The following is a 24,130-nucleotide window of genomic DNA, read 5'->3' as shown; positions in this document are numbered from 1 at the left end:
TAAGAAACGACTTTACAATGATGAGTTTTCTTTTCTGATCATAGCATTCTCTCCCTAACTTGTTGTAAGATGGGGGAGAAGTTGTGATTAGAGAGGGGAACTTACCAGTATGCAAGGAATATTAATTGCTTTATTCGTTCCGGCAATTATCATGGTCGTGTTTACGCGAGTTACATATAATACTTACGTTAGTTTCGGGTTAACGATTTTATTTATGTGGGCTGTGTTTGGTGGAATCGATCATCCGATACATTTGATTGTCTTAACGATTTTGTCAGCGCTTGTTGGATTTTATTTTTCAATGAAAACACAAAAACAAAATAAGAAAAAAATGAAGTAGCGCCTATTTTAAAAAGAATAGGCGCTTCTTTTTCGTCCAATACTGGTAAATGAAGAGACGCATTAGGCAAATAATATAGAGAAATAGAATGAGTAGGCCTGAAATCGACTGATGGAATAGCTGTAATAGAATACTAACTAACGTAAAAAAGTAAAGAATGCCAAGAAGATTTTTTAATGTGGTTTCAGTGAAAGAATCTGTCATTTCTGCTCCGATTCTAGCTCCAATGATCGCTCCAATCACTAAGAGAATGGCAAGGGTGATCGGAATGGTAACCGTTTGAATATATGAGAAGAAACCGGTCAATACAATGAAGAAGATGGAAGTTAAAGATGTACCCACTGCAAGTCGTGGCGGAAGACGTAGTACATGAATTAATAGTGGTACCATGACAAAACCGCCCCCCCACTCCAAGAGTAGAAGAAATAAATCCGCCTAGTAAGCCGATTAAAATTGTTCGAAGAGGGGAAACAGAAATAGAAACATTTTCTTCATCTATAGTTTGTCCTTTGGAAAGCATGGATATGGAAAAGTATGCGAGAAGAACGATATATAAGATTGAGATAACTGGACCATCGATTTTGCTCTCTTCCAAATATAAGACAAGTGGTTTAGCAACCTGTGTTCCGATCATGCCACTAATCGATAGAAAAAGAGTCACTTTCCATAGAATTCTTTTACTTTGAATATACTTCAAAGATCCAGAAATCGAAGTGCTCATGCTATAAAGAAGGCTAATGGTGATTGCTGTTGCAGGTGAATAACCAAGTAACAAAAGAATAGGTGTGAGGAGAAATCCCCCGCCTACGCCAAAAAATCCTGAGACAGCACCGATTGAGAGGCCAAGTGGTAAAGCCCATAAAAGCAGCAATGTTAAAACTCCTTTGTAGTAAAACTTAGTACTGCGTGAATTCCGCTACACTGTGAATCAACCTTTAACAGCATACAATAGTTTTGTATGAAGAGAAAGATAACCTTGAAAATAAAATGCGAATATCAGTTCGCTTTAATTGAAGTTTAAACCATATTCTGTGATATAATAAGTGACATGGATGATAGGAACGGAGGCGAAGATGGTGGAAAAAAAGTTCGAGTTGGTATCTGATTATGAGCCTCAAGGCGACCAGCCTGAAGCCATTAAGAAACTTGTACAAGGTGTTCATAATAATGAACGCCATCAAACGTTGCTCGGCGCAACAGGAACTGGTAAAACGTTCACAATGTCTAACGTGATACAAGAGGTGAATAAACCGACCCTCATTATTGCGCACAATAAAACGCTTGCTGGTCAATTATATAGTGAATTTAAGGAGTACTTTCCGCATAACGCTGTGGAATATTTTGTAAGCTATTATGATTATTATCAACCAGAAGCGTACATACCTCAATCGGATACATTCATCGAAAAAGATGCAAGTATTAATGACGAAATAGATAAACTACGACACTCTGCAACATCAAGTTTGTTTGAGCGTAATGACGTCATTATTGTAGCAAGTGTTTCTTGTATTTATGGTCTTGGTAATCCAGAGGAATACAGAAGTCTAGTACTTTCAATTCGAAAAGGAATGGAAAAAGATCGTGATCAACTGTTGCGCGATATGGTCGATATTCAATATTCCCGGAATGATATTAATTTCACACGTGGTACGTTCCGCGTTAGAGGAGACGTTGTGGAAATTTTCCCTGTCTCACGAGATGAACACTGTATTCGCGTCGAATTTTTTGGAGATGAAATTGATCGAATTACTGAAGTGAATTCCCTAACAGGTGAAATTCTTGGAGAAAGAGAGCACGTGGCTATATTCCCGGCTTCCCACTTCGTTACCCGTGAAGAAAAGTTAAAAATCGCGATACAGCGAATTGAAGCTGAGCTTGAAGAGAGACTGAAGATTTTAAATGAAGAAGGCAAACTTCTTGAAGCTCAGCGTCTTGAACAGCGAACGAGATACGATATTGAAATGATGGCTGAAATGGGCTTTTGTTCAGGAATTGAAAACTATTCTAGACATTTGACACTAAGAGAAGCAGGAGCAACGCCATATACATTAATGGACTACTTTCCAGATGATTTCTTAATTATGGTTGATGAATCTCACGTTACGCTTCCCCAAGTAAGAGGAATGTACAATGGAGACCAGGCAAGAAAAGGTGTGCTAGTGGATCATGGCTTCCGCTTACCATCAGCAAAAGACAATCGCCCTCTTCGCTTTGAAGAATTTGAAGAGAAGGCTCATCAATTTGTTTATGTATCTGCAACGCCAGGTACCTATGAAGAAGAGCATTCAACCAAAGTCGTCGAACAAATTATTCGCCCAACCGGTCTTCTTGATCCGACGATTGAAATTCGTCCAATCGAAGGTCAGATTGATGACCTATTAGATGAAATCAATCAGCGGTCTGCACGTAATGAACGGGTACTTGTGACGACGCTCACGAAAAAGATGTCAGAGGATTTAACGGATTATTTGCTTGAAATGGGGGTAAAGGTACGATACCTTCACTCTGAAATAAAGACTCTCGAAAGAATTGAAATTATTCGTGATCTCCGATTGGGTGTATTTGATGTTCTTGTTGGTATTAACCTTCTAAGGGAAGGTCTCGATATCCCAGAAGTATCTCTTGTTACAATTTTAGATGCAGATAAGGAAGGGTTCTTACGATCTGAGCGTTCTTTAATTCAAACAATCGGACGTGCTGCTCGAAATTCAGGTGGCCATGTTATCTTGTATGCTGATAAAATCACCAATTCAATGGAAGTGGCAATGAATGAAACGAGTCGTAGAAGAGAAATTCAACAAGAATACAACGAAAAATACGGCATTACGCCTACAACAATTCAAAAGAAAGTGCGTGAAGGTATAAGAGCAACGGTTGCAGCTGAAGATGGAGAAGAATACAAGATTCCTAAGCAAGGTAAGATGACGAAGCAAGAGCGTGCTAAAGTGATTGAAAATGTGGAAACTGAAATGAAGGAAGCTGCACGAGAACTGAATTTCGAACGTGCTGCAGAACTTCGTGACCTACTATTAGAGCTTAAAGCGGAAGGATGACGAACAGATGGCAAACGATGAGATCGTCGTCAAAGGGGCCAGAGCCCATAATTTAAAAAATATAGATGTATCGATCCCAAGAGATAAGCTTGTTGTTGTAACAGGCTTGTCAGGATCAGGGAAATCATCTCTAGCATTTGATACGATTTATGCAGAAGGACAGAGACGGTATGTTGAATCGTTATCAGCATATGCAAGACAATTCCTTGGACAGATGGATAAGCCGGATGTAGATGCTATTGAAGGTCTGTCTCCCGCCATTTCCATTGATCAAAAGACAACGAGTCGTAACCCTCGTTCAACGGTTGGAACGGTAACCGAGATTTATGACTACCTCCGTCTCCTATTTGCAAGAATCGGACGTCCTGTTTGTCCACGTCATGGCGTAGAAATTACGTCACAGACGATCGAGCAAATGGTTGATCGGATACTGACTTATGAAGAGCGAACTAAGCTCCAAATTCTATCCCCAGTCGTTTCAGGTCGTAAAGGCGAACATGTGAAAGTATTAGAAGATATTAAGAAGCAAGGCTATGTTCGCGTACGAGTAGATGGAGAGATGATGGAAGTTGCGGATGAGATCTCGCTAGAAAAAAACAAGAAACATTCCATTGAAGTTGTGATTGATCGTATTGTAGTGAAAGAAGGCGTTCAATCAAGATTAGCAGATTCACTTGAAACCGCCCTTAATCTTGGTGGTGGCCAGGTGATCGTAGATGTGATGGGGCAGGAAGAGCTTCTTTTCAATCAGCATCATTCCTGTCCGTACTGTGGTTTTTCAATCGGGGAATTGGAGCCGAGATTATTTTCTTTTAACAGTCCATTTGGTGCTTGTCCTTCTTGTGACGGCTTAGGACTGAAACTTGAAGTGGATCTTGACCTAGTCATACCGGATTGGGACAAATCCCTTCGAGAACATGCCATTGCACCTTGGGAGCCGGTAAGTTCCAATTACTACCCGCAGCTACTTCAAAGTGTTTGTAATCATTTTGGAATTGATATGGATACCCCAGTAGACAAAATTCCTAGAGCACAGCTCGATAAAGTGCTTTATGGTAGCGATGGGGAAAAAGTTTACTTCCGTTATGAAAATGATTTTGGGCAGGTTCGTGAAAATAACGTTCCTTTTGAAGGAGTTATTCCAAACGTTGAACGACGCTATCGTGAAACTAGTTCTGATTATATCCGTGAGCAAATGGAAGCCTATATGGCACAAAAACCTTGTCCAACTTGTAAAGGTTATCGATTAAAGAAAGAAGCTCGCTCTGTCTTAATTAATGGGAAGCATATTGGCGAAGCAACGGAGTATGCGATTAAAGATGCTGCTGGCTTTTTTGATCAGTTAGATTTAACTGCAAAAGAAGCTACAATCGGGAAAATGATTTTACGAGAAATCCAGGATCGACTTGGCTTCCTTGTCAATGTTGGTTTGGATTATTTAACGCTTAACCGATCAGCTGGTACATTATCCGGTGGTGAAGCGCAGCGGATTAGACTTGCAACACAGGTTGGATCAAGATTAATGGGTGTACTGTATATATTGGATGAACCGTCTATCGGACTACATCAGCGTGATAACGATCGTTTAATATCAACGCTTCAGAACATGAGGGATCTTGGAAATACACTTATCGTTGTGGAGCATGATGAAGATACGATGTTAGCGGCAGATCATATTATTGATATAGGACCTGGTGCAGGAGCCCATGGTGGATACATTACGTCAGAAGGCTCGCCTGCTGAAATAATGGATGACCAGGATTCTTTAACAGGGGAATATTTATCAGGCAAGAAATTTATCCCTGTTCCGAGTGAGCGTCGAAAACCAGACGGTCGATATATTGAAATAGTAGGGGCAAAAGAAAATAATCTAAAAAACACTAAGGCGAAGATTCCAATTGGATTATTCACCTGTGTAACGGGTGTATCTGGCTCTGGTAAAAGTACACTTATTAATGAAATTTTATATAAGGCACTTGCTCAGAAACTCCATAAAGCAAAGGATAAACCAGGTGAGCATAAGAAAATAAATGGACTCGAGAATGTGGATAAAGTCATTGATATCGATCAGTCTCCAATTGGCCGCACGCCACGTTCAAATCCTGCAACATATACAGGAGTTTTTGATGACATTCGTGATGTTTTTGCACAAACAAATGAAGCGAAAGTTCGCGGGTATAAGAAGGGACGATTCAGCTTTAACGTCAAAGGTGGACGTTGTGAAGCCTGTCGTGGTGATGGGATTATTAAAATTGAAATGCACTTCTTGCCAGACGTTTATGTGCCGTGTGAAGTATGTCATGGCAAACGCTATAATCGTGAAACGCTTGAAATTGAATACAAGGGTATGAATATTGCCGATATTCTTGAGATGACGGTAGAAGATGGTCTAGATTTCTTTAAAAACATTCCAAAGATTAATCGTAAGCTACAAACGCTTTATGATGTCGGGTTAAGCTATATTAAATTAGGTCAGCCTGCAACAACCGTATCCGGTGGTGAAGCACAGCGTGTGAAGCTAGCTTCACAACTTTACAAACGTTCAACGGGTAAAACCCTATATATTCTTGATGAACCGACTACGGGATTACATGTAGACGATATTTCAAGGTTACTGGAAGTTTTACAGAGACTTGTTGAAAACGGTGATTCTGTCCTCATTATTGAGCATAATCTAGATGTCATCAAAACCGCTGATTACCTCATTGATCTTGGACCTGAAGGTGGCGACGGTGGTGGTGAAATCATTGCAACCGGCACACCAGAAAAAATTGTAAAAGAAGAGCGTTCCTATACGGGAAGTTACCTTGCCCCAATTCTAGAGCGTGATAAGAATCGGATGAAGAAAAGATTAGAACAAACACAGTCAGTATAATTGGAAAAGACAGCGATCGCTGTCTTTTCGTTTTTCTTTTTCATTTTTGAAACTTTCTTTTTGACGAATCGTATAGATAGTTAGAGAATATTGAAAGGGGAAGCAATTATGTCTGTTGAGAAAGTGATGTCCTCCCTTTGTTATTTTAGCGTTTTTTTCGCACCGTTTCTTTTCCCAATCATCGTTTATTTTGTGGTGAAGGATGAAGAAGTTTCTTACCATGCGAAGCGCTCGATTGTTTCTCATCTCCTTCCATTCCTCACTATCCTTCTTGCGTTAGTGGCTGTTTTTATGATGGATATAGGAGTTGTGATCATTTTAGGTTTTCTATTGTTTAGTTTACTAAATGTCATTGTGTTTGTTTGGAACATTGTCAAAGGTATTCAGGTTCTCCGCTGGTAATCGTACAGGGGTTCACACGAATTTAAAAAAGGAGATGTTTTGAATGAATGAAGAACGTAGAATGATTTTGAAAATGATTGAAGACGGTAAAATATCAGCTGATGAGGGTGCGAAACTGTTAAAAGCTCTTGGCACAAACGAAAAATCCGAAGAAACGAAGCAAGAGAAGTCTTCAGATTCTAACGCAGATCGGTCGGCTCCAGCATATAGAGTAGGTCAATTCGTTGAGTCGCTCATTCAAAAAGTAAAGGATATGGATCTTGATTTCAACTTTGGTTCTTCTGAAGAGGTTTCCCATGTTTTTGAACAATCAGAGGTTTCGACGGATACACTTGATGTTCATGTTCGAAATGGGGAAATTTCATTTCAGACTTGGGACCGCAACGAAGTAAAAATTGATTGTCGCGCTAATGTTTACAGAGTGTCTAATCAGAAAGATGCCATGGATAAGCTTCTCCGTGAAACGTACTTTTCCGTTGATAATGATAAAGTAACTTTTAAATCAGAACGTGCCGATGTGAAAGTGAATTTAGTTATTTATGTTCCTGCAAAAGAATATCAAGGTGTATGGATAACGACCTTCAATGGTGACGTTACCGGTGAAGGAATGAACTCTGCGAAAGCGAAGTTAAAAACAGGGAATGGGAAAATTGGCATTCGAAAATCTACGGTGAAAGTGCTTGAAGCTGAGACCGGAAACGGCGCAATTTCTGTAGAAGATACAAATGGAGAAGTTTGTGAGCTCGAGACAGCAAACGGCCCAATTACAATTGATGGGACATTTGTTGAAGCGGATGCACAATCCATGAACGGAGCTATTCGTCATACTCTTACCAATCCAGTAAGCGGAAGTGCAGACCTTAAAACAGTAAACGGTACGATTCAAATTGTTGTGCCAAAGGGTATAAATATTAAAGGTGATCTAAAATCGACGATTGGAGCGATTACGACTGACCTTGATCATATGAGTATTATTCGCGAGAAGAAAGAAATTTCTCACCGATTGAAGAAGTTTAGAACAGAAGAAGAATCAGAACATAACTATCGAATTGAAGCCAATTCGACTGCTGGTTCGATTTCAGTGTCGTATCTTTAATGGCTCGAATAAGGTGTAATTAACAGTTTATACTATTAAGGTCAATTGTAAGGAGGAATCGTGATGCGTCACTGGATTGTAAGCTTACTCGTCAACAGTATAGTATTAATGGTCGTAGCAGGATATTTTGAAGGTTTTTACCTTCAAGGAATCGGGTCGGCTATACTGGCAAGCGTGCTCCTTGCAATTGTGAATGTTTTTGTGAAGCCAATATTAATTTTACTTACGCTTCCCGTTACGATTGTCACTCTGGGTCTGTTTCTCATTGTCATTAATGCTATTACGCTTATGATAACGGCCTTTTTAATGGGAGAAGCTTTCGTAATTAATGGTTTTATGATGGCCATTCTTGCTGCGCTTATTATAGGTTTGTTGAACTTGTTAATTGATAAAGTGATTATCGAACCTATTCGTAATAAAGCCTAAAAGCACGCCCTCTTGTGAGGGCGTGTTTTTCGTCGCATTCGGAAGTGCTTTTTCTGGTAAGATAATAAGAAAAGGAGGGGTGTGCATGTCATTTCATAACCAGAGCATTTTGCCTGCTGTTAGGAAGATGCGTGATTTTGAAACATTATTGAACAGTAAGTATACATATATCGTGCTTTTAGATACGCACATTGGTCAGTTGAAATCGGTGATAAAGGAAGGGAATCGAGCAGGGAAAAAGATTCTTCTTCATGCTGATTTAGTTCAAGGGTTAAGGAATGATGAACACGGTGCAGAATTTCTCTGTCAGGAAGTAAAGCCTGCTGGATTAATTTCTACAAGATCGAGCGTTCTTTCCGTAGCTAAACGTAGAGGCATTCTTTCTGTACAGCGTTTATTTATGCTTGATTCAATGGCTCTTGATACTAGTTACAGTATGGTTAGGAATACGAAGCCAGACTGTGTCGAGGTATTGCCTGGTATCATTCCACAGGTTTTTGAAGAGCTACATGAACAAATTAAAGTACCCATTTTCGCAGGAGGATTTATTCGTTCAGTAGAGGATGTGGAAGCGGCGTTAAGTGGTGGTGCTGCTGCTGTAACGACCTCGAAGAAAGACTTATGGAAACATTTTCAACCTGATTAAACAACTTGACATCGCTTACATTGTTTTGGTTTAATAGTAGATAAGTTAATAGCTCGTGCCTGAGATGAGGAGAACCACACGCATATCTTATCAATTGATAAGATCGATTGTTGTGGTTTTTTTAATTTCCCTTTTAGAACGACAGAAAGAGGGAATAGACTCAAAGAAGAGTTTTAGCTAAAATCAAAGGAAGGTGATTAAATTGACCCCATTTATTGGTGAAATATTAGGAACTATGATTTTAATTATTTTTGGTGGTGGCGTTGTTGCAAACGTTAACTTAAAAGATTCTAAAGCTCAGGGAGGTGGATGGATCGTTGTAGCCCTCGGTTGGGGACTTGGTGTTGCGATGGGTGTTTATGCTGTTGGACAAGTTAGTGGGGCTCACCTCAATCCAGCTGCAACATTAGGACTAGCTTCCGTTGGCGATTTTCCATGGAGCGATGTACCGAGCTACATAGCGGCGCAAATGATTGGTGCATTTCTCGGTGGATGTATTGTGTATTTTCATTTTCTACCTCATTTTCGTAGAGAAGATGATAAAGCGCTTAAATTAGCTGTATTTTCTACTGACCCTGCTATACCGCATACGTTCAGCAACTTTTTAAGTGAGTTTATTGGGACGGCTATGCTGTTAATTGGGTTACTAGCGATTGGTTCTAATGAATTTACAGATGGACTAAATCCATTCATCGTTGGTTTTCTCATTGTAGCGATTGGTCTATCACTAGGCGGTACGACTGGTTACGCCATTAACCCTGCTCGTGATCTTGGTCCAAGAATCGCACACTTTTTCTTACCTATTCCAGGTAAAGGTGATTCGAATTGGCAATATGCATGGATTCCAGTTATAGGGCCAGTGTGTGGGGGAATGTATGGAGCCATTCTTTTTAAAGCGGTAACAGAAGCAAGTTATGGTATGATTTTCTGGATAGCTACAGTGATTACAGCCATTTTATTTATTGTGCTGTATCAGCTTAGTGATAAACTTCAAGATTCTGTTCACTCTTCTTCAGAGGCTAAAAATTAATCTTCATAACTATATTTAGGGAGGAATTATTATGTCAGAGAAGTTCATTCTATCATTAGACCAAGGAACTACGAGTTCACGTGCCATTTTGTTTAATAAGAAAGGTGAAATTGTAAACGTTGCTCAAAAAGAATTTAAGCAGTATTTTCCTAAGGCTGGTTGGGTTGAGCACGATGCTCAAGAAATCTGGAGCTCAATTCTTTCGGTAATGGCTCAAGTACTTTCGTCCACTTCTGAGTTGTCTGCGAAAGATATTGAAGCCATCGGGATTACAAATCAACGTGAAACAACAGTAGTTTGGGATAAGAATACTGGTAAGCCAATTTATCATGCAGTTGTATGGCAGTCTCGCCAAACAGCCGGAATCGTCAATGAATTAAAAGAACAGGGTTATGGAGAGATGGTTCGAGATAAAACTGGTCTTCTAATCGATGCTTACTTTTCTGGAACGAAAGTTAAATGGATTCTGGATAATGTTGATGGTGCACGCGAGAAGGCTGAGAATGGGGATCTTCTCTTTGGTACAATCGATTCCTGGTTGATCTGGAAACTATCAGGCGGAAAAGCACACGTGACGGATTATACAAATGCTTCTCGTACGATGATGTATAACATTTATGACTTGAAATGGGACGATGAGTTGCTTGAAATGCTGAATGTTCCTAAGTCAATGCTTCCTGAAGTTCGCCCATCTTCTGAAGTATATGCTAATACAGTTGATTACCACTTCTTCGGTCAGAATGTCCCAATTGCTGGGGTGGCCGGAGACCAGCAAGCAGCATTATTTGGCCAGGCATGTTATGAAAAAGGAATGGCTAAGAACACATATGGTACAGGTTGTTTCATGCTTATGAATACAGGTGAAAAAGCGGTTAAGTCAGATAATGGACTTCTCACGACAATCGCATGGGGCGTTGATGGAAAAGTGGAATATGCTCTTGAAGGAAGTATTTTCGTCGCGGGATCAGCGATTCAATGGTTAAGAGACGGATTACGCATGTTTAACGAAGCGCCAGAAAGTGAGCGTTATGCAGAACGCGTTGAGTCGACAGACGGTGTGTATATGGTACCTGCCTTCGTTGGTCTTGGTACACCTTATTGGGATAGCGATGTAAAAGGTGCTGTATTTGGATTAACAAGAGGAACGAGTAAGGAGCACTTTGTTCGTGCAACTCTTGAATCACTTGCTTATCAAACAAGAGATGTTCTTGATGCGATGACAGCTGATTCTGGCATCGATTTGAAAACACTTCGCGTCGATGGAGGCGTAGTAAACAATAGCTTCTTGATGCAATTCCAAAGCGATATCATTGGTGTACCTGTTGAGCGCCCGACTGTTAGTGAGACGACTGCACTTGGTGCAGCTTATCTTGCAGGACTTGCGACAGGATATTGGAAGAATAAAGAAGAGATCAAAAAGCAGTGGATGATTGACCATACATTTGATCCTGAAATGAAAGAAGATCAGAGAGAAGAGCTTTATGGAGGATGGAAGAAAGCTGTAAATGCTACAATGGCTTTTAAATAATCCTTTTTTGTAGGCACAGTCTTCTAACTGTGCTACAATGGAGACAAGTTAATATAGTTCTGGTCGGAGAATAGGAGAAGACCACAGCGCCCAAGCATAGTTTGTTATGCTCTGGTGTGTTGTGGTCTTTTTTTGTCCTTTAAACCAGTTTTCTTAGTAGGAATGTTCAATCTTATGCTTAAGAAGCCCTACATTAGGGGTAAAGTACTGAAGAGGTATTAATTAATCATTTTAAAAATGTAAGTGTTTATATAACAAAAGGGAGTGTGTTCATCTTGGTTAAACCATTTTCAGGATTACAAAGAAGCGTTGTGCTTGATCAAATTGTATCAGAGGAGTTAGATGTACTCGTTGTTGGAGGCGGAATTACAGGGGCAGGTATCTTGCTTGATTCTGCATCTCGTGGAATGAACTCGGCTGTTATCGAAATGCAGGATTTTGCTGCTGGTACGTCAAGTCGTTCAACGAAACTTGTTCACGGTGGATTGCGTTATTTGAAAAATCTCGAAATTGGATTAGTCGCTGAAGTTGGGAAAGAGCGAGCGATCGTTTATGAAAATGCTCCTCACGTTACAACACCTGAATGGATGCTACTACCAATTATTAAAGGCGGTACATTCGGCAAATTTTCTACTGGAGCTGGTCTTGCACTTTATGACAGACTGGCTGGTGTTAAACGGAAAGAAAGAAGAAGCATGCTTTCTAAGAAGGAAGCGCTAGACAAAGAGCCACTTCTTCGTAAAAGTGATGTAAAGGGCGGCGGATATTATGTTGAATATCGCACAGATGACGCTCGTCTCACGCTTGAAATTATGAAAGAAGCCGTTCATCGCGGTGGAAAAGCTGTAAACTATGTGAAAGCAGAACAGCTTTTATATGAAGATGGTAAGATTGTTGGTGTACGAGCTAAAGACGTAGTAACAGGTGAAACACGTGAAATTAGAGCGAAAAAAGTTGTGAATGCAGCTGGCCCATGGGTCGATGAAATTCGTGATCTTGATCAATCAAAAAAAGGTAAGCACATGTTCCTGACTAAAGGGGTTCATTTAGTATTTGATCAATCTAAATTCCCACTTCAACAAGCCGTTTATTTCGACACGCCTTTTAATGACGGGCGAATGATGTTTGCAATCCCACGCGCCGGCAAAACGTATATCGGTACAACGGATACGCATTATACGAAAAATCCTGTACATCCTCAGATGACAGTAGAAGACAGAGATTATATTGTTGATGCAGCGAACTATATGTTCCCAAGCATTAATGTAACAAAAGAAGATGTGGAATCAAGCTGGTCAGGTGTACGTCCGTTGATTCACGAAGAAGGAAAAGACCCATCTGAAATTTCTCGTAAAGATGAGATTTTCCTATCAGATTCCGGTTTGATTACCATTGCTGGTGGTAAATTAACGGGCTATCGCAAAATGGCTGAAAAAGTCGTTAGTCTGATTGCGGATCAATTTAAAGAAGAAAAATATAAGAAATTCCCTGCTTCTACTACAAAGAATATGGTTCTCTCTGGTGGCTATGTAGGAGGAAGCAAAGGCTTTAAGGAATATGCAACAGAACAAGTTCGTAGAGGTACAACACTTGGTCTTAGTGTTAATGAAGCAGAAACCCTCGTGCAGCGATATGGTTCTAACATTGAACGAATTTATCAAATCATTGAAACGGTCGGAACGGAAGCGAATTTCCATAACTTAAGTCTTGAAGTATTCGCTACCCTTATCTATGGTATTGAAGAAGAAATGGTGGCAACTCCACTTGATTACTTCAATCGTAGAACAAGTGCCCTTTACTTTGACATTGATTGGGTTCGTCGCTGGAAAGAGCCAGTTATCGAGTATATGGCTAAGCGACTTAACTGGTCAAATGACATGAAACAAGCACACATTCAAGAGCTAGATAAGCAAATGCATGATGCTGTTGTGCCATTAAAAGTAAAATAAGCTTTTCAAACCGAAGCATTCGCTTCGGTTTTTTTGTATTTTAAGGAGTGTTAATCTTTTGGAGAGTGAGAGTGGGGTCAGGTACGTACCTGACCCCACTCACAAAAAGGGCTTTAAATCTGTATGTGCTTTGAAATAGGAAATGGTACAATAGGGGAAGTTGAAATGGAACCGTCTTTTTGGTTCTTACATAGGAGGTTTACGAATGGTTAAAGTTCGTATGAAAGATGTCATTGAGAAGTTCAGTCTTGAGCTTGTGAGTGGGGAGGAAGGGATTCATCGTCCGATCACAACGAGTGATATTTCACGACCGGGACTAGAAATGGCTGGTTTTTTCACTTATTATCCAGCAGAACGTTTGCAGCTACTCGGAAAGACAGAGATGTCCTTCTTTCATGGTTTAACAGATGAGCAGAAAGTAGAGCGGATGCAGAAGCTCTGTACAGACGAAACACCTGGGATAGTTCTTTCTAGAGATATGGAAGTTCCTGAGGAATTGATCGCGTCATCTAAAGAAAAAGATGTTCCTATTTTACGATCGAATATGACAACGACTCGCTTAAGCAGCCGCTTAACGAATTATCTTGAGAGTCAGCTTGCGCCGAACACTGCAATTCACGGTGTTCTTGTGGATATTTATGGCGTAGGTGTACTCATTACAGGCTCGAGTGGCGTAGGGAAAAGTGAAACAGCTCTTGAGCTTGTGAAGCGTGGTCATCGTCTTGTAGCAGATGATTCCGTGGAAATCCGTCAGGAAGCGGAAAATACGCTAGTCGGTAGCGCTCCTGAATTAATTCAACATTTACTTGAAATAAGAGGCCTCGGCATCATTAACGTCATGACATTGTTTGGTGCAGGTGCGATTCGAAACTACAAAAAGATCTCCCTAGTGATGAATCTAGAACTTTGGGATTCGAAAAAGGTTTATGATCGTCTTGGTCTTGAAGAGGAGTATATGAAAATCATTGATTCGAATGTGCCAAGACTTGTTGTGCCAGTTCGTCCAGGACGAAACCTTGCAATCATTATAGAAGTAGCAGCGATGAATTTCCGTCTGAAAAATATGGGGATGAATGCAGCAAAGCAATTTTCAGAAAGACTGACAAGAGAGATAGAAGATGGAGACGAGCACGACAGCATCTAATCTTGATCAAGATATGGATAAAGGAGAGACAACGACATGCTAGCCTCAATACAGCCTCTTGATCGCGTCGCGCTAGAGCTGGGACCGATCTCGATTTACTGGTACGGCATTATCATTGCTTTTGGAGCTTACCTTGGCTTGCTTCTAGCTATGAGAGAAACAAAGCGCCAGGGCCTGCCAAAAGAAACCTTTGTTGATCTAATTTTATGGGCTGTCCCCATAGCCATTATTTCAGCGCGTATTTACTATGTTATTTTCCAGTGGAGCTACTACAAGGATAATCCTGGTGACATCTTTGCCATTTGGGAAGGTGGTATCGCCATTCACGGTGCATTAATTGGTTCTGTTATTACAGCTATTATTTTCACTAGAAAGCGTGGACTATCTTTCTGGAAAATTGCTGACATCGCTGCTCCGAGTATTATACTAGGGCAAGCGATCGGACGTTGGGGTAACTTTATGAACCAGGAAGCGCATGGGGGACCTGTCACAAGAGCATTTCTCGAGAACCTGATGCTTCCGGATTTTATTATTAATCAAATGTATATTGACGGGACTTATTATCACCCGACATTTCTTTACGAATCACTTTGGAACATAGCTGGAGTCGTGCTGCTTGTAATTCTTCAAAGAACGGGCGTTAAGCGAGGAGAAGTTTTCCTTACTTACGTAACATGGTATTCTATTGGTCGCCTTTATATTGAGGGACTACGTACAGATAGTCTAATGTTAACGGAATCTTTAAGGGTAGCACAGGTGATTTCAGTCGTATTAATTATTGTGTCGATTGCCTTAATCATTTATCGACGCAAAGTAATGAAAGCAAAGCCATATAACGAAAAAGGATAGGAGGAGTTTCATTGTGGGCATTTTGCGACGGGGCTTAAAAGCAGGGCTCATGACAACGTGGGACCTTGGGAAAATTATTTTTCCAATCACCTTAGTAATGACCCTCCTTCGTTATACACCTGTTCTCGAATGGATCGTTACGTTAATCGCTCCTGTCATGAAATGGATTGGCTTGTCTGGAGACACAGCTATTCCTCTTGTGGTAGGGAATTTCTTGAATCTTTATGCGGGGATCGGAGCCATTCTTACACTCGATTTAACGGTCAAAGAGGTGTTTATTTTGGCTGTTATGCTTTCCTTCTCACACAATTTGCTAATTGAGTCAGGCGTAGCTGCAAGAGTAGGTGTAAAGTTATGGGTTATTCTTGCCGTTAGACTGGGGCTTGCTGTCCTCTCTGCTTTTATAATCAATATTGTCTGGCAAGGAGGAAGCGAACAGGCAGCGTATGGTTTTGTTTCTCAAACGAATGAAATGGTTACCGGTTGGGGCTCTATTATTCTTCAAGGATTAGAAAAAGCATCGTTAGGTGTTCTTCAGCTCGCTCTGATCGTGATTCCACTTATGATTTTCATACAGGTTATGAAAGATTTATCCTGGCTTTCGACGTTTTCACGCTGGATGGCTCCAGTGACGAAGGGGTTAGGTATGAAAGAAAATACATCGACAACGCTTGCTGCAGGTCTTGTTTTTGGGCTGGCTTATGGAGCAGGAGTAATGATTCAAGCTGTAAAAGAAGATGGCGTGGAGAAGAAAGACCTTTACTTAGCGTTTATTTTTCTTGTGGCGTGTCATGCTGTCATTGAGGATACCCTTATTTTCATTCCTCTTGGAATTCCTGTTATCTGGCTTCTTCTCGTAAGACTTGTAACAGCCATTCTTTTAACGATTATCGTCTCAGTAATATGGAAGCGACGTGAATTGAACGCTTCAGAAAGAAAGGAACCATCGTATGAGCATTAACACAATTTTATTTGATTTAGACGGAACACTGATTAATACGAATGATTTAATTATGGCTTCATTTAGACATACGTTTGAACACTTTTATCCAGGTCGTTATGAGGATGAAGAGTTGAAGCAGTTTATTGGAGAGCCACTTTATCTGACATTTGCTAAGCATGATGAAAGTCGAGCGGAAGAAATGGTCGCTTTTTATCGTGAACATAATATCGCAAATCACGATAAGCTTGTAACGGAATTCGATGGTGTTTTTGAAACGGTTAAGACGCTATCTGAAAACGGATATAAGCTTGCGATTGTGACGTCGAAAATGAGAAACACAGTTGAAATGGGGCTAAAGCTAACTGAGCTTGATCAGTTCTTCCCAGTTGTCATCACAGTTGATGAAGTTGAGAATCCTAAACCGCATCCAGAACAGCTTGAAACAGCAATGAAGAAGCTTCGTTCAGTTCGAGAAGAAACGATTATGGTTGGAGATAGCCAATACGATATTCTTGCTGGACAAAATGCAGGTGTTACGACTGTAGGTGTTTCGTGGACGATTAAAGGGAGCGACTTCCTGGCGTCGTTTAAGCCAGATTACCTTGTTGACCATATGGAAGAACTTCTTGCGATTGCTGGAGTCGAAAAGTGAGAAACACGGAGCGGTACCCCGTTACTGGTAGCAACGCTCTCTGGCAAATTTATAAAACAGTTCCCTTTTGGAAGGTAGTTAAGAATTTTATTATTATTCAGCTTGCTCGGTACACCCCTTTTATTCCGATGAAAAATTGGTTATATAAGACATTTCTTGGAGTGAAAATCGGCGACCAAACCGCATTTGCCCTAATGGTGATGCTCGACATAATGTTTCCGGAGAAAATTTCAGTCGGTAAGAATTCGATTGTTGGTTACAATACGACCATTCTTGCTCATGAATATTTGATTGATGAGTATCGACTTGGAGATGTTGTGATTGGCGATCGCGTAATGATCGGAGCAAATAGTACTTTGCTTCCTGGCATTACGATTGGTGACGGAGCGATTGTTTCAGCTGGAACGCTTGTTCATAAAAGTGTGCCAGCAGGGGCTTTTGTTGGTGGGAATCCGATGCAGGTGATTTATACGAAAGAAGAACGAGCAAAGCATGATATATAAAAATCCCGTAGCAATATGCTACGGGATTTTTATTAGTTATTCGTCACCTTGATCAGTTAAAATTACTGGACCGTCTTTTGTAATCGCAAGCGTATGCTCATACTGAGCTGATGTAGAACCATCTACTGTGCGAGCTGTCCAGCCGTCTTCGTCAATTGTGCTATATGGTTTACCGATGTTGAGCATCGGTTCAATTGTAATTACCATTCCTTCTTTCAATCGTGCTCCTGTACCAGGTTGACCAAAGTGTGGAATCATTGGTTCTTCGTGAAGCGTTGGTCCAATGCCGTGTCCTGTGAAGTCACGGACAACGCCAAAGCCTTCTGCTTCTGCGTATTTTTGAATTGCATGGCCAATATCGCCAATACGATTGCCAATGACTGCCTGCTCGATGCCAAGGTAGAGGGACTTTTTTGTAGCTTCAAGCAAATGCTGTTTTTCCTCTGAAATTTCTCCAACTGCATACGTCCATGCAGAATCAGCGAGTGCGCCATTCAAATTGACAACCATATCAATTGTAACGATGTCGCCTTCTTTTAATTTTTTTGAACCTGGGAATCCGTGGCAAATGACATCATTAACTGAAGCACACGTTGCGTAAGGATAGTCCTGGTATCCCTTTTGCTCAGGTGTCGCGCCGCGTTCTTCTAGAAAGAGTTCAACGAAGTCATCGATTTGTTTAGTTGTTACACCAGGCTTGATAATGCTTCGTAATTCTTTGTGACAATCGGCAAGTACTTCGCCTGCTTCTTTCATTAATTGAATCTCTCGATTAGTTTTACGGTGAATCATATTTTCGCCTACTTTCTGCGTATTCATTTGTTCTATTAGGTGTTTCTTCCACCTGCTATTGGCTATTATCGTTTATTTTCTAACACGTTATGCGGAAGAACTTCCCTCAGTTACTGTAACAAAAAAACCCGCAAATTGCAGGTTTATTGTTTAGCTTATATTAATGAACCAAAAATAAAGATATTAACAATATAAGCCAACATAGCTATTGATTAAAGTAAATAAAATCCTATCCCCATGATTAAGTAAGCAGCAAGTAATGTTGCTCCTTCAAACCAGTTTGTTTCTCCATCATTACTAATCACAATCATAAGTAAGACAGCTGTTACCATAGTGACAAGCTCTGGTAATGTAAAGACGAGTGGCATTTGTACTGGGAAGAAAAGAGAGATTAGGACGAGTAGCGGTGCAACAAACATCGCAACTTGAAGCGTTGAGCCTACTGCAATTTCCACAGCAACATCCATTTTGTTTTTGTAGGCCATAATAATAGCTGAAGCATGTTCAGCGGCATTTCCTACAATCGCTACAATAATCACCCCGATGAATAACTCGCTCCATCCAAACGTTTCTCCAACTGTTTCAAACGTATGAACAAGGCTTTCTGACACGTATGCAACGGCGGCTGTGGAGAGTGCTAGAACGAGCATTGCTTTTTTTCTGCTCCATTCAGGCTCTTCATGTGCATGATCGCCATCTTCTTGGTCTGAGACGTGCTGATATACGCCGCGGTGAGTGACGAGCTTGAAGAAGAGAGCGGCAAGATAAAGAATGATGAGGATAATGGAAATGCCGGTACTCAATGAAATGGCTTCAGCATCACTCATACCCATTGAAAAAACTTCAGGAATAACAAACGCTACGATGACACCAAACATAAGTAATCCTGAGTTGTGCCTTGCATCATATACATTGAATTTTTGCCTTTTGAATTTTAAGCCCCCAACGAAAAAGGATAATCCAGCAACAAGGAGTAGATTCCCTAGTACTGATCCTGTTAGCGAAGCGAGCACAATTTCAATTAAGCCTTCTCTTAGTGCAAAGATAGAAATGATCAGTTCGACAGCATTGCCAAATGTGGCGTTTAATAACCCGCCAATTCTAGGACCAGAGATAACAGCAAGGCTTTCCGTTGCTCTTCCCATAAAAGCAGCTAGAGAAATGATTGTTAAGCAATAGACAATAAACATTAGTGTTTGCGACCAGTGAAGAAGACTTCCCGCAACGGACAATGGTACGCCAATAATAACTAAGAAGAAGAAGATTTTATTGACCACATGACACATCCTCTCTTTTCATTATCTACTCTTTTCCTCATTATAGATTTCCTAAATTGGAAAAGAAAGTTTCTTTCAAAGCTATTACCCTAATTTATCAATAAGTGATCCTGATGAAGACGAGGAGAGTCATAAATCGACATCATTCCTTAAGATTACCTAAAAAATAAAGGGGATTCATATTGGAGTACAGAAAAGGAGTAAAGGGAATAATGCCCCTTATCGGTTGACGAAAAAAATAAAGGCGTGTAAACTACAAATAACTTCATCTTGTTAGTATATTAGCGAACTAAAGGAAATGTGAGGTGCACAAAATGACAAGACCATTCGTATTTGAGAAGCCGCTCGGTATGCGCGATACGCTACCGGTACTATATGACTTGAAAACAAGCATTCGTGAAAGAATTCAGCGTGTAACAGAGGGATGGGGCTATCGTTTTATGAACACCCCTACGCTAGAGTACTATGAAACGGTCGGAGAAGCTTCTGCTATCCTTGATCAGCAGCTTTTCAAACTACTTGACCAGCGTGGCAATACGCTTGTCTTAAGACCCGACATGACCGCGCCAATCGCTCGTGTCGCGGCGTCTAGTCTAAAGAATGAGCCTTTTCCACTGCGCCTTGCTTATGATTCTAATGTGTTTCGAGCGCAGGAAGACGAAGGTGGAAAACCGGCAGAGTTTGAACAAATAGGTGTTGAGTTAATTGGTGATCGCACGACGAGCGCTGATGCAGAAGTGATCGCATTAATGGCAGCCGTTTTAAAAGAAGCCGGTCTTGAAGATTTCCAAATTGCGATTGGCCATGTTGGATTTATTCAGGAGCTGTTTCTTTCGATCGTTGGTAACGAAGACAGAGCTGCCGTTCTACGCCGCTATTTATATGAAAAAAACTATGTAGGGTATCGCCAACATGTAAGAGAAATGCCGCTCTCTACAATTGATCAAAAAAGACTTATGGCTCTTTTAACGCTCAGAGGAGATGGTTCAAAACTAGAAGAAGCCATTGACTTGCTACCGACTGACGCTGGTGAAAGAGTTCTTGATGAACTTCGTACACTTCTACATACGCTTGAAGCATATGGGGTAGCTAAGCAGGTGAAATTTGATTTCACTCTTGTAAGTCATATGAGTTATTACACGGGAGTTGTGTTTGAGGGATATGCCAATAACCTTGGTGTACCGTTAAGCAATGGAGGACGCTACGATGAACTGCTGTCGCGTTTTGATCGTCCGGCACAGGCAACAGGGTTCGGTATTCGTTTGGATCATCTTGCTGAAGCACTTGGTGTAACGAGTGAGGAAAAGCTCCCATATGCGATTATTTTTAGTCCTGAACGAAGAGAAGAAGCGATTCAACAGGCGTCAGAACGAAGGGCTACTGGTGAAAAAGTTGTGGTGCAGGAGTTAAGTGGTGTCACAAACCTTGATGCTTACTCGGAACGTTTTGATGACGTCACGTATTTAATCGGTAAGAACGGAAAGGGGATGTTGTAATGCTGACGATGGCAATGCCAAAAGGGCGTATTTTTGAAGAGGCGGTAGAATTGCTTCGAAACGCGGGTTATCAACTTCCCCCTGAGTTTGATGATTCAAGAAAATTAATTCTCGATATAGAAGAAGAAAATCTTCGTTTCATTCTAGCAAAACCAATGGATGTTCCGACATACGTGGAGCACGGTGTAGCGGATGTTGGAATTGCTGGGAAAGATGTCATGCTAGAAGAAGAGCGCAATGTATACGAAGTACTAGATTTAAAAATTAGTGGCTGCTATTTAGCTGTTGCAGGTCTTTCTGATGGACCAATTAAAGGCGTTGCACCAAAGATTGCTACAAAGTATCCGAACGTAGCTTCTAACTATTTTCGTCAGCAGGGTGAACAGGTTGAGATTATTAAGTTAAACGGATCGATTGAGCTTGCTCCGCTAATCGGCCTTGCTGATCGTATCGTCGATATTGTTTCAACAGGAAGAACGTTAACGGAAAACGGTTTAATGGAAACGGCGTTTATTGAGCCAATCACATCTCGCTTTATTGTGAATCCAGTTAGCTATCGAACGAAGGATGCAATCATTGACGATATGGTCGAGCGTCTTTCAGCGGTTGTGGAAGGAGAGAGCGCAGATGAAAATCGTTAATAGGAGCGAAGGGGTATCTATCAAACGATCGATTGAGCAGGGAACAGAAGAGCAGCGTCAGGCTGTTCTTTCTATTCTTTCGCAAGTTAAAGCAACTGGCGATGAAGCCGTTAAGGAAAATACAAAGAAGTTTGATGGAGCAGATTTGAAAGAACTTCGCGTGTCAAATGAAGAAATCGAACGGGCATATCTCGATTTATCTGATGAACTCATTACGACGATTAGAAAGGCGGCTGGCAATATTCAATCATTTCACGAACGCCAGCGTCGTCAATCATGGTTTACAACTTCTGAAGACGGTACAATGCTTGGACAAAAAGTAACACCGCTTGATTCTGTCGGTGTTTATGTTCCGGGTGGCAAAGCTGCATATCCTTCTTCCGTATTAATGAATGTTATTCCTGCTGTCGCTGCAGGTGTGAAGCGAATTGCGATGGTAACGCCACCTGACTCAGACGGAAATGTTCCTTCAGGTGTACTTGTTGCAGCGAATGAAGTGGGTGTATCGGAAATCTTTAAAGTAGGTGGAGCGCAGGCTGTTGGCGCGCTTGCTTACGGGACGGAATCGATCGCACCCGTAGATAAAATCGTTGGTCCAGGCAATATTTTTGTGGCCCTTGCGAAACGAGAAGTATTTGGGATTGTTGATATTGATATGATCGCTGGTCCAAGTGAAATCGTTGTTCTCGCCGATGAAAAGGCTAATCCAGCTTATGTGGCAGCAGACTTATTATCGCAGGCCGAACACGATGAGCGAGCTAGCGCTGTTCTAGTGACAACCTCAGAGACACTAGCTGAGCGTGTTCAAGAAGAGGTGAAGCAACAGCTTGTCGAGCTTCCACGAGCTGAAATTGCATCTAAGTCAATTGATGATTACGGAATGATTTATGTCGTGAATCATCTTACCGAAGCGGTAGATGCCGTCAATGAACTCGCTCCTGAGCACCTTGAAATTATGGTAGAGGAACCAATGACGCTTCTTGGGAAAATTCGTCACGCAGGAGCTATTTTCCTTGGTCCATATAGCTCAGAGCCTGTTGGTGATTATTTTGCCGGCCCGAACCACGTACTACCTACGAACGGAACAGCTCGTTTTTCAAGTCCGCTATCAGTAGACGATTTCATTAAAAAATCAAGCGTTATTTCTTATAGTAAAGAAGCAATGAGAACAAACGGTAGCAGCATCGCAGCGCTCGCAAAGCTTGAAGGTCTGGATGCACACGCAAGAGCCGTTGAACTTCGATTGGAGGATTTATGATGGGTGAAGAGAGAAAAAGTTCGATTTCAAGAGAAACATCTGAAACATCGATTAACCTTTCGTTTGGGGTAGATGGAAGCGGGAAAACAGATTTACAAACCGGCGTTCCTTTTCTTACTCATATGCTTGATCTGTTCACGAAGCACGGAAAGTTTGATTTAGCCATTGCTGCGAACGGAGATACCGAAGTAGATGATCACCACACAACGGAAGACATTGGTATTTGTCTAGGGGAAGCGTTGAAACAAGCACTTGGTACGAAAGAAGGCATTAAGCGGTATGGAAATACGTTTGTGCCGATGGATGACGCGCTTGCGCAGGTAGTAGTTGATCTAAGCAACCGTCCTCATCTTGAATACCGTGTTGAATTGCCATCGAATCGCGTAGGGACATTTGATACCGAATTGGTTCATGAGTTTTTATGGAAGCTTGCTATTGAAGCAAGAATGAACTTACACGTAATTGTTCACTATGGCCACAATACGCACCACATCATTGAAGCCATTTTTAAAGCGCTAGGACGTGCGTTAGACGAAGCAACACTTATTGATCCTCGTGTAAAAGGCGTGCCATCAACGAAAGGAATGCTGTAAATGATCGGAATTATTGATTATGGAATGGGGAATTTATACAGCGTTAGTAAGGCACTAGAACGTCTCGGTTATGATTATTTCGTTTCCGAAGATGAACAGGAGCTTTCAAAAGCAACGGGGCTCCTTCTTCCTGGAGTCGGCTCCTTTCGAGACGCAATGGCGATTTTGACTGAAACAGGATTAAAGGCTTTTATTGAAAAAGAAGTGGAGGCAGGAAAGCCACTTCTTGGGATTTGTCTTGGCATGCAGCTTCTATTTGAAGAAAGCGATGAGAATGGGTATGCGGAAGGCTTTTCTTTTTTGCCAGGAAAAGTAAAGAAGTTCCCCGGACAAGATTCTTTAGGTAACGCTTATAAAGTGCCACATATGGGGTGGAACAAGCTAGTGATCGAGCAGCCAGAATCGTTTTTAATGAATGATGTCGGTGAGGAACACGTGTATTTTGTTCACTCCTATTATGTTGATACGAACGATCGGGATGTTCTTATTGCCACGGCAGATTACGCTGAGGAAGTTCCAGCGGTTGTTGGTAAGGGGAAGGTGTTTGGCACCCAGTTTCACCCGGAGAAAAGTAGCCATGCTGGCCTTGAGATATTAAAGAATTATGCTCAATACATAGAAGGGAATGACGCATAAG

The 24,130-nt window shown here is 41.2% G+C and carries 23 protein-coding genes and 1 pseudogene; 20 read left to right on the top strand and 4 right to left on the bottom strand.

Annotated elements, in window-relative coordinates; genetic code table 11:
• Positions 1-109: 109 nt before the first annotated feature.
• Positions 110-340, top strand: coding sequence for a DUF2198 family protein (locus tag ACIFPW_RS13470; protein ID WP_430244947.1), 231 nt, complete (start codon positions 110-112; stop codon positions 338-340).
• A gap of 3 nt (positions 341-343) precedes the next feature.
• Here ACIFPW_RS13470 and ACIFPW_RS13465 read toward each other — a convergent pair whose 3' ends face one another.
• Positions 344-730, bottom strand: a complete 387-nt coding sequence (locus tag ACIFPW_RS13465) for a TSUP family transporter (RefSeq protein ID WP_430244944.1) — start codon at positions 728-730, stop codon at positions 344-346.
• A gap of 34 nt (positions 731-764) precedes the next feature.
• Positions 765-1,211 (bottom strand): annotated as a pseudogene (locus ACIFPW_RS13460) (sulfite exporter TauE/SafE family protein); the annotation flags it as partial.
• A 205-nt stretch (positions 1,212-1,416) separates the two neighbouring features.
• On the opposite strand from ACIFPW_RS13460, the gene uvrB reads away from it, so the two are divergent.
• From uvrB to ACIFPW_RS13390, 14 genes are all read left to right on the top strand, one after another.
• Positions 1,417-3,393, top strand: a complete 1,977-nt coding sequence (uvrB, locus tag ACIFPW_RS13455) for an excinuclease ABC subunit UvrB (RefSeq protein WP_430244942.1) — start codon at positions 1,417-1,419, stop codon at positions 3,391-3,393.
• Positions 3,394-3,400: 7 nt separating this feature from the next.
• The gene (gene uvrA / locus ACIFPW_RS13450; protein WP_430244940.1) at positions 3,401-6,268 is read left to right on the top strand and encodes an excinuclease ABC subunit UvrA; all 2,868 of its coding nucleotides are present in this window, start codon (positions 3,401-3,403) and stop codon (positions 6,266-6,268) included.
• Between the two features lie 108 nt (positions 6,269-6,376).
• A complete protein-coding gene (locus ACIFPW_RS13445; RefSeq protein WP_194218760.1) occupies positions 6,377-6,670 on the top strand; it encodes a DUF4870 domain-containing protein in 294 nt (97 codons plus the stop codon).
• Positions 6,671-6,713: 43 nt separating this feature from the next.
• Positions 6,714-7,766 (top strand): DUF4097 family beta strand repeat-containing protein, encoded by a 1,053-nt coding sequence (locus ACIFPW_RS13440; RefSeq protein ID WP_430244938.1) that lies wholly within the window; start codon positions 6,714-6,716, stop codon positions 7,764-7,766.
• A 63-nt stretch (positions 7,767-7,829) separates the two neighbouring features.
• Positions 7,830-8,192, top strand: a complete 363-nt coding sequence (locus ACIFPW_RS13435) for a phage holin family protein (protein ID WP_430244936.1) — start codon at positions 7,830-7,832, stop codon at positions 8,190-8,192.
• 85 nt (positions 8,193-8,277) lie between these two features.
• A complete protein-coding gene (locus ACIFPW_RS13430) occupies positions 8,278-8,838 on the top strand; it encodes a glycerol-3-phosphate responsive antiterminator (protein ID WP_430244934.1) in 561 nt (186 codons plus the stop codon).
• A gap of 202 nt (positions 8,839-9,040) precedes the next feature.
• On the top strand, positions 9,041-9,868 hold the full coding sequence (locus ACIFPW_RS13425; RefSeq protein ID WP_430244962.1) for an MIP/aquaporin family protein: 828 nt from the start codon (positions 9,041-9,043) through the stop codon (positions 9,866-9,868).
• A gap of 31 nt (positions 9,869-9,899) precedes the next feature.
• Positions 9,900-11,396: a glycerol kinase GlpK gene (gene glpK, locus ACIFPW_RS13420; protein ID WP_430244932.1), complete on the top strand. Its 1,497-nt coding sequence runs from the start codon at positions 9,900-9,902 to the stop codon at positions 11,394-11,396.
• A gap of 272 nt (positions 11,397-11,668) precedes the next feature.
• Positions 11,669-13,345 (top strand): glycerol-3-phosphate dehydrogenase/oxidase, encoded by a 1,677-nt coding sequence (locus ACIFPW_RS13415; RefSeq protein WP_430244960.1) that lies wholly within the window; start codon positions 11,669-11,671, stop codon positions 13,343-13,345.
• Positions 13,346-13,550: 205 nt separating this feature from the next.
• Complete coding sequence (gene hprK, locus ACIFPW_RS13410) at positions 13,551-14,489, top strand: HPr(Ser) kinase/phosphatase (protein WP_194218766.1); 939 nt, start codon at positions 13,551-13,553, stop codon at positions 14,487-14,489.
• Positions 14,490-14,525: 36 nt separating this feature from the next.
• Positions 14,526-15,338 carry a prolipoprotein diacylglyceryl transferase gene (gene lgt / locus ACIFPW_RS13405; protein WP_430244929.1) on the top strand — a complete coding sequence of 271 codons (813 nt, stop codon included), beginning with the start codon at positions 14,526-14,528 and terminating at the stop codon, positions 15,336-15,338.
• A 10-nt stretch (positions 15,339-15,348) separates the two neighbouring features.
• Entirely contained in the window at positions 15,349-16,299 is a 951-nt protein-coding gene (locus ACIFPW_RS13400) for a nucleoside recognition domain-containing protein (RefSeq protein ID WP_430244958.1), read from the top strand.
• On the top strand, positions 16,289-16,933 hold the full coding sequence (gene ppaX / locus ACIFPW_RS13395; RefSeq protein WP_226615267.1) for a pyrophosphatase PpaX: 645 nt from the start codon (positions 16,289-16,291) through the stop codon (positions 16,931-16,933). The genes ACIFPW_RS13400 and ppaX overlap by 11 nt, the downstream gene beginning before the upstream one ends.
• Entirely contained in the window at positions 16,930-17,436 is a 507-nt protein-coding gene (locus ACIFPW_RS13390; protein WP_430244926.1) for an acyltransferase, read from the top strand. The genes ppaX and ACIFPW_RS13390 overlap by 4 nt, the downstream gene beginning before the upstream one ends.
• Before the next feature lie 36 nt (positions 17,437-17,472).
• Here ACIFPW_RS13390 and map read toward each other — a convergent pair whose 3' ends face one another.
• The gene (gene map / locus ACIFPW_RS13385) at positions 17,473-18,228 is read right to left on the bottom strand and encodes a type I methionyl aminopeptidase (RefSeq protein WP_194219587.1); all 756 of its coding nucleotides are present in this window, start codon (positions 18,226-18,228) and stop codon (positions 17,473-17,475) included.
• 212 nt (positions 18,229-18,440) lie between these two features.
• A complete protein-coding gene (gene cax / locus ACIFPW_RS13380; RefSeq protein WP_430244923.1) occupies positions 18,441-19,514 on the bottom strand; it encodes a calcium/proton exchanger in 1,074 nt (357 codons plus the stop codon).
• Between the two features lie 305 nt (positions 19,515-19,819).
• Between cax and ACIFPW_RS13375 the strand changes: the two genes are divergently transcribed.
• The 5 genes from ACIFPW_RS13375 to hisH are packed head-to-tail and all read left to right on the top strand — an operon-like array spanning position 19,820 to position 24,129.
• Positions 19,820-21,001, top strand: a complete 1,182-nt coding sequence (locus ACIFPW_RS13375; protein WP_430244921.1) for an ATP phosphoribosyltransferase regulatory subunit — start codon at positions 19,820-19,822, stop codon at positions 20,999-21,001.
• Positions 21,001-21,642 (top strand): ATP phosphoribosyltransferase, encoded by a 642-nt coding sequence (gene hisG, locus ACIFPW_RS13370; RefSeq protein ID WP_427391271.1) that lies wholly within the window; start codon positions 21,001-21,003, stop codon positions 21,640-21,642. The genes ACIFPW_RS13375 and hisG overlap by 1 nt, the downstream gene beginning before the upstream one ends.
• Positions 21,629-22,900: a histidinol dehydrogenase gene (gene hisD, locus ACIFPW_RS13365; RefSeq protein WP_430244919.1), complete on the top strand. Its 1,272-nt coding sequence runs from the start codon at positions 21,629-21,631 to the stop codon at positions 22,898-22,900. The genes hisG and hisD overlap by 14 nt, the downstream gene beginning before the upstream one ends.
• On the top strand, positions 22,900-23,493 hold the full coding sequence (gene hisB, locus ACIFPW_RS13360) for an imidazoleglycerol-phosphate dehydratase HisB (protein ID WP_430244917.1): 594 nt from the start codon (positions 22,900-22,902) through the stop codon (positions 23,491-23,493). The genes hisD and hisB overlap by 1 nt, the downstream gene beginning before the upstream one ends.
• Entirely contained in the window at positions 23,494-24,129 is a 636-nt protein-coding gene (gene hisH / locus ACIFPW_RS13355; RefSeq protein ID WP_404683306.1) for an imidazole glycerol phosphate synthase subunit HisH, read from the top strand.
• Position 24,130 lies beyond the last annotated feature (1 nt).

It is taken from the genome of Pseudalkalibacillus sp. NRS-1564 (genome assembly GCF_050467905.1).
GTDB classification, from domain to species: Bacteria; Bacillota; Bacilli; order Bacillales; family Guptibacillaceae; genus Guptibacillus; species Guptibacillus hwajinpoensis_B.
This window is presented reverse-complemented; position numbering and strand designations above follow the sequence as displayed.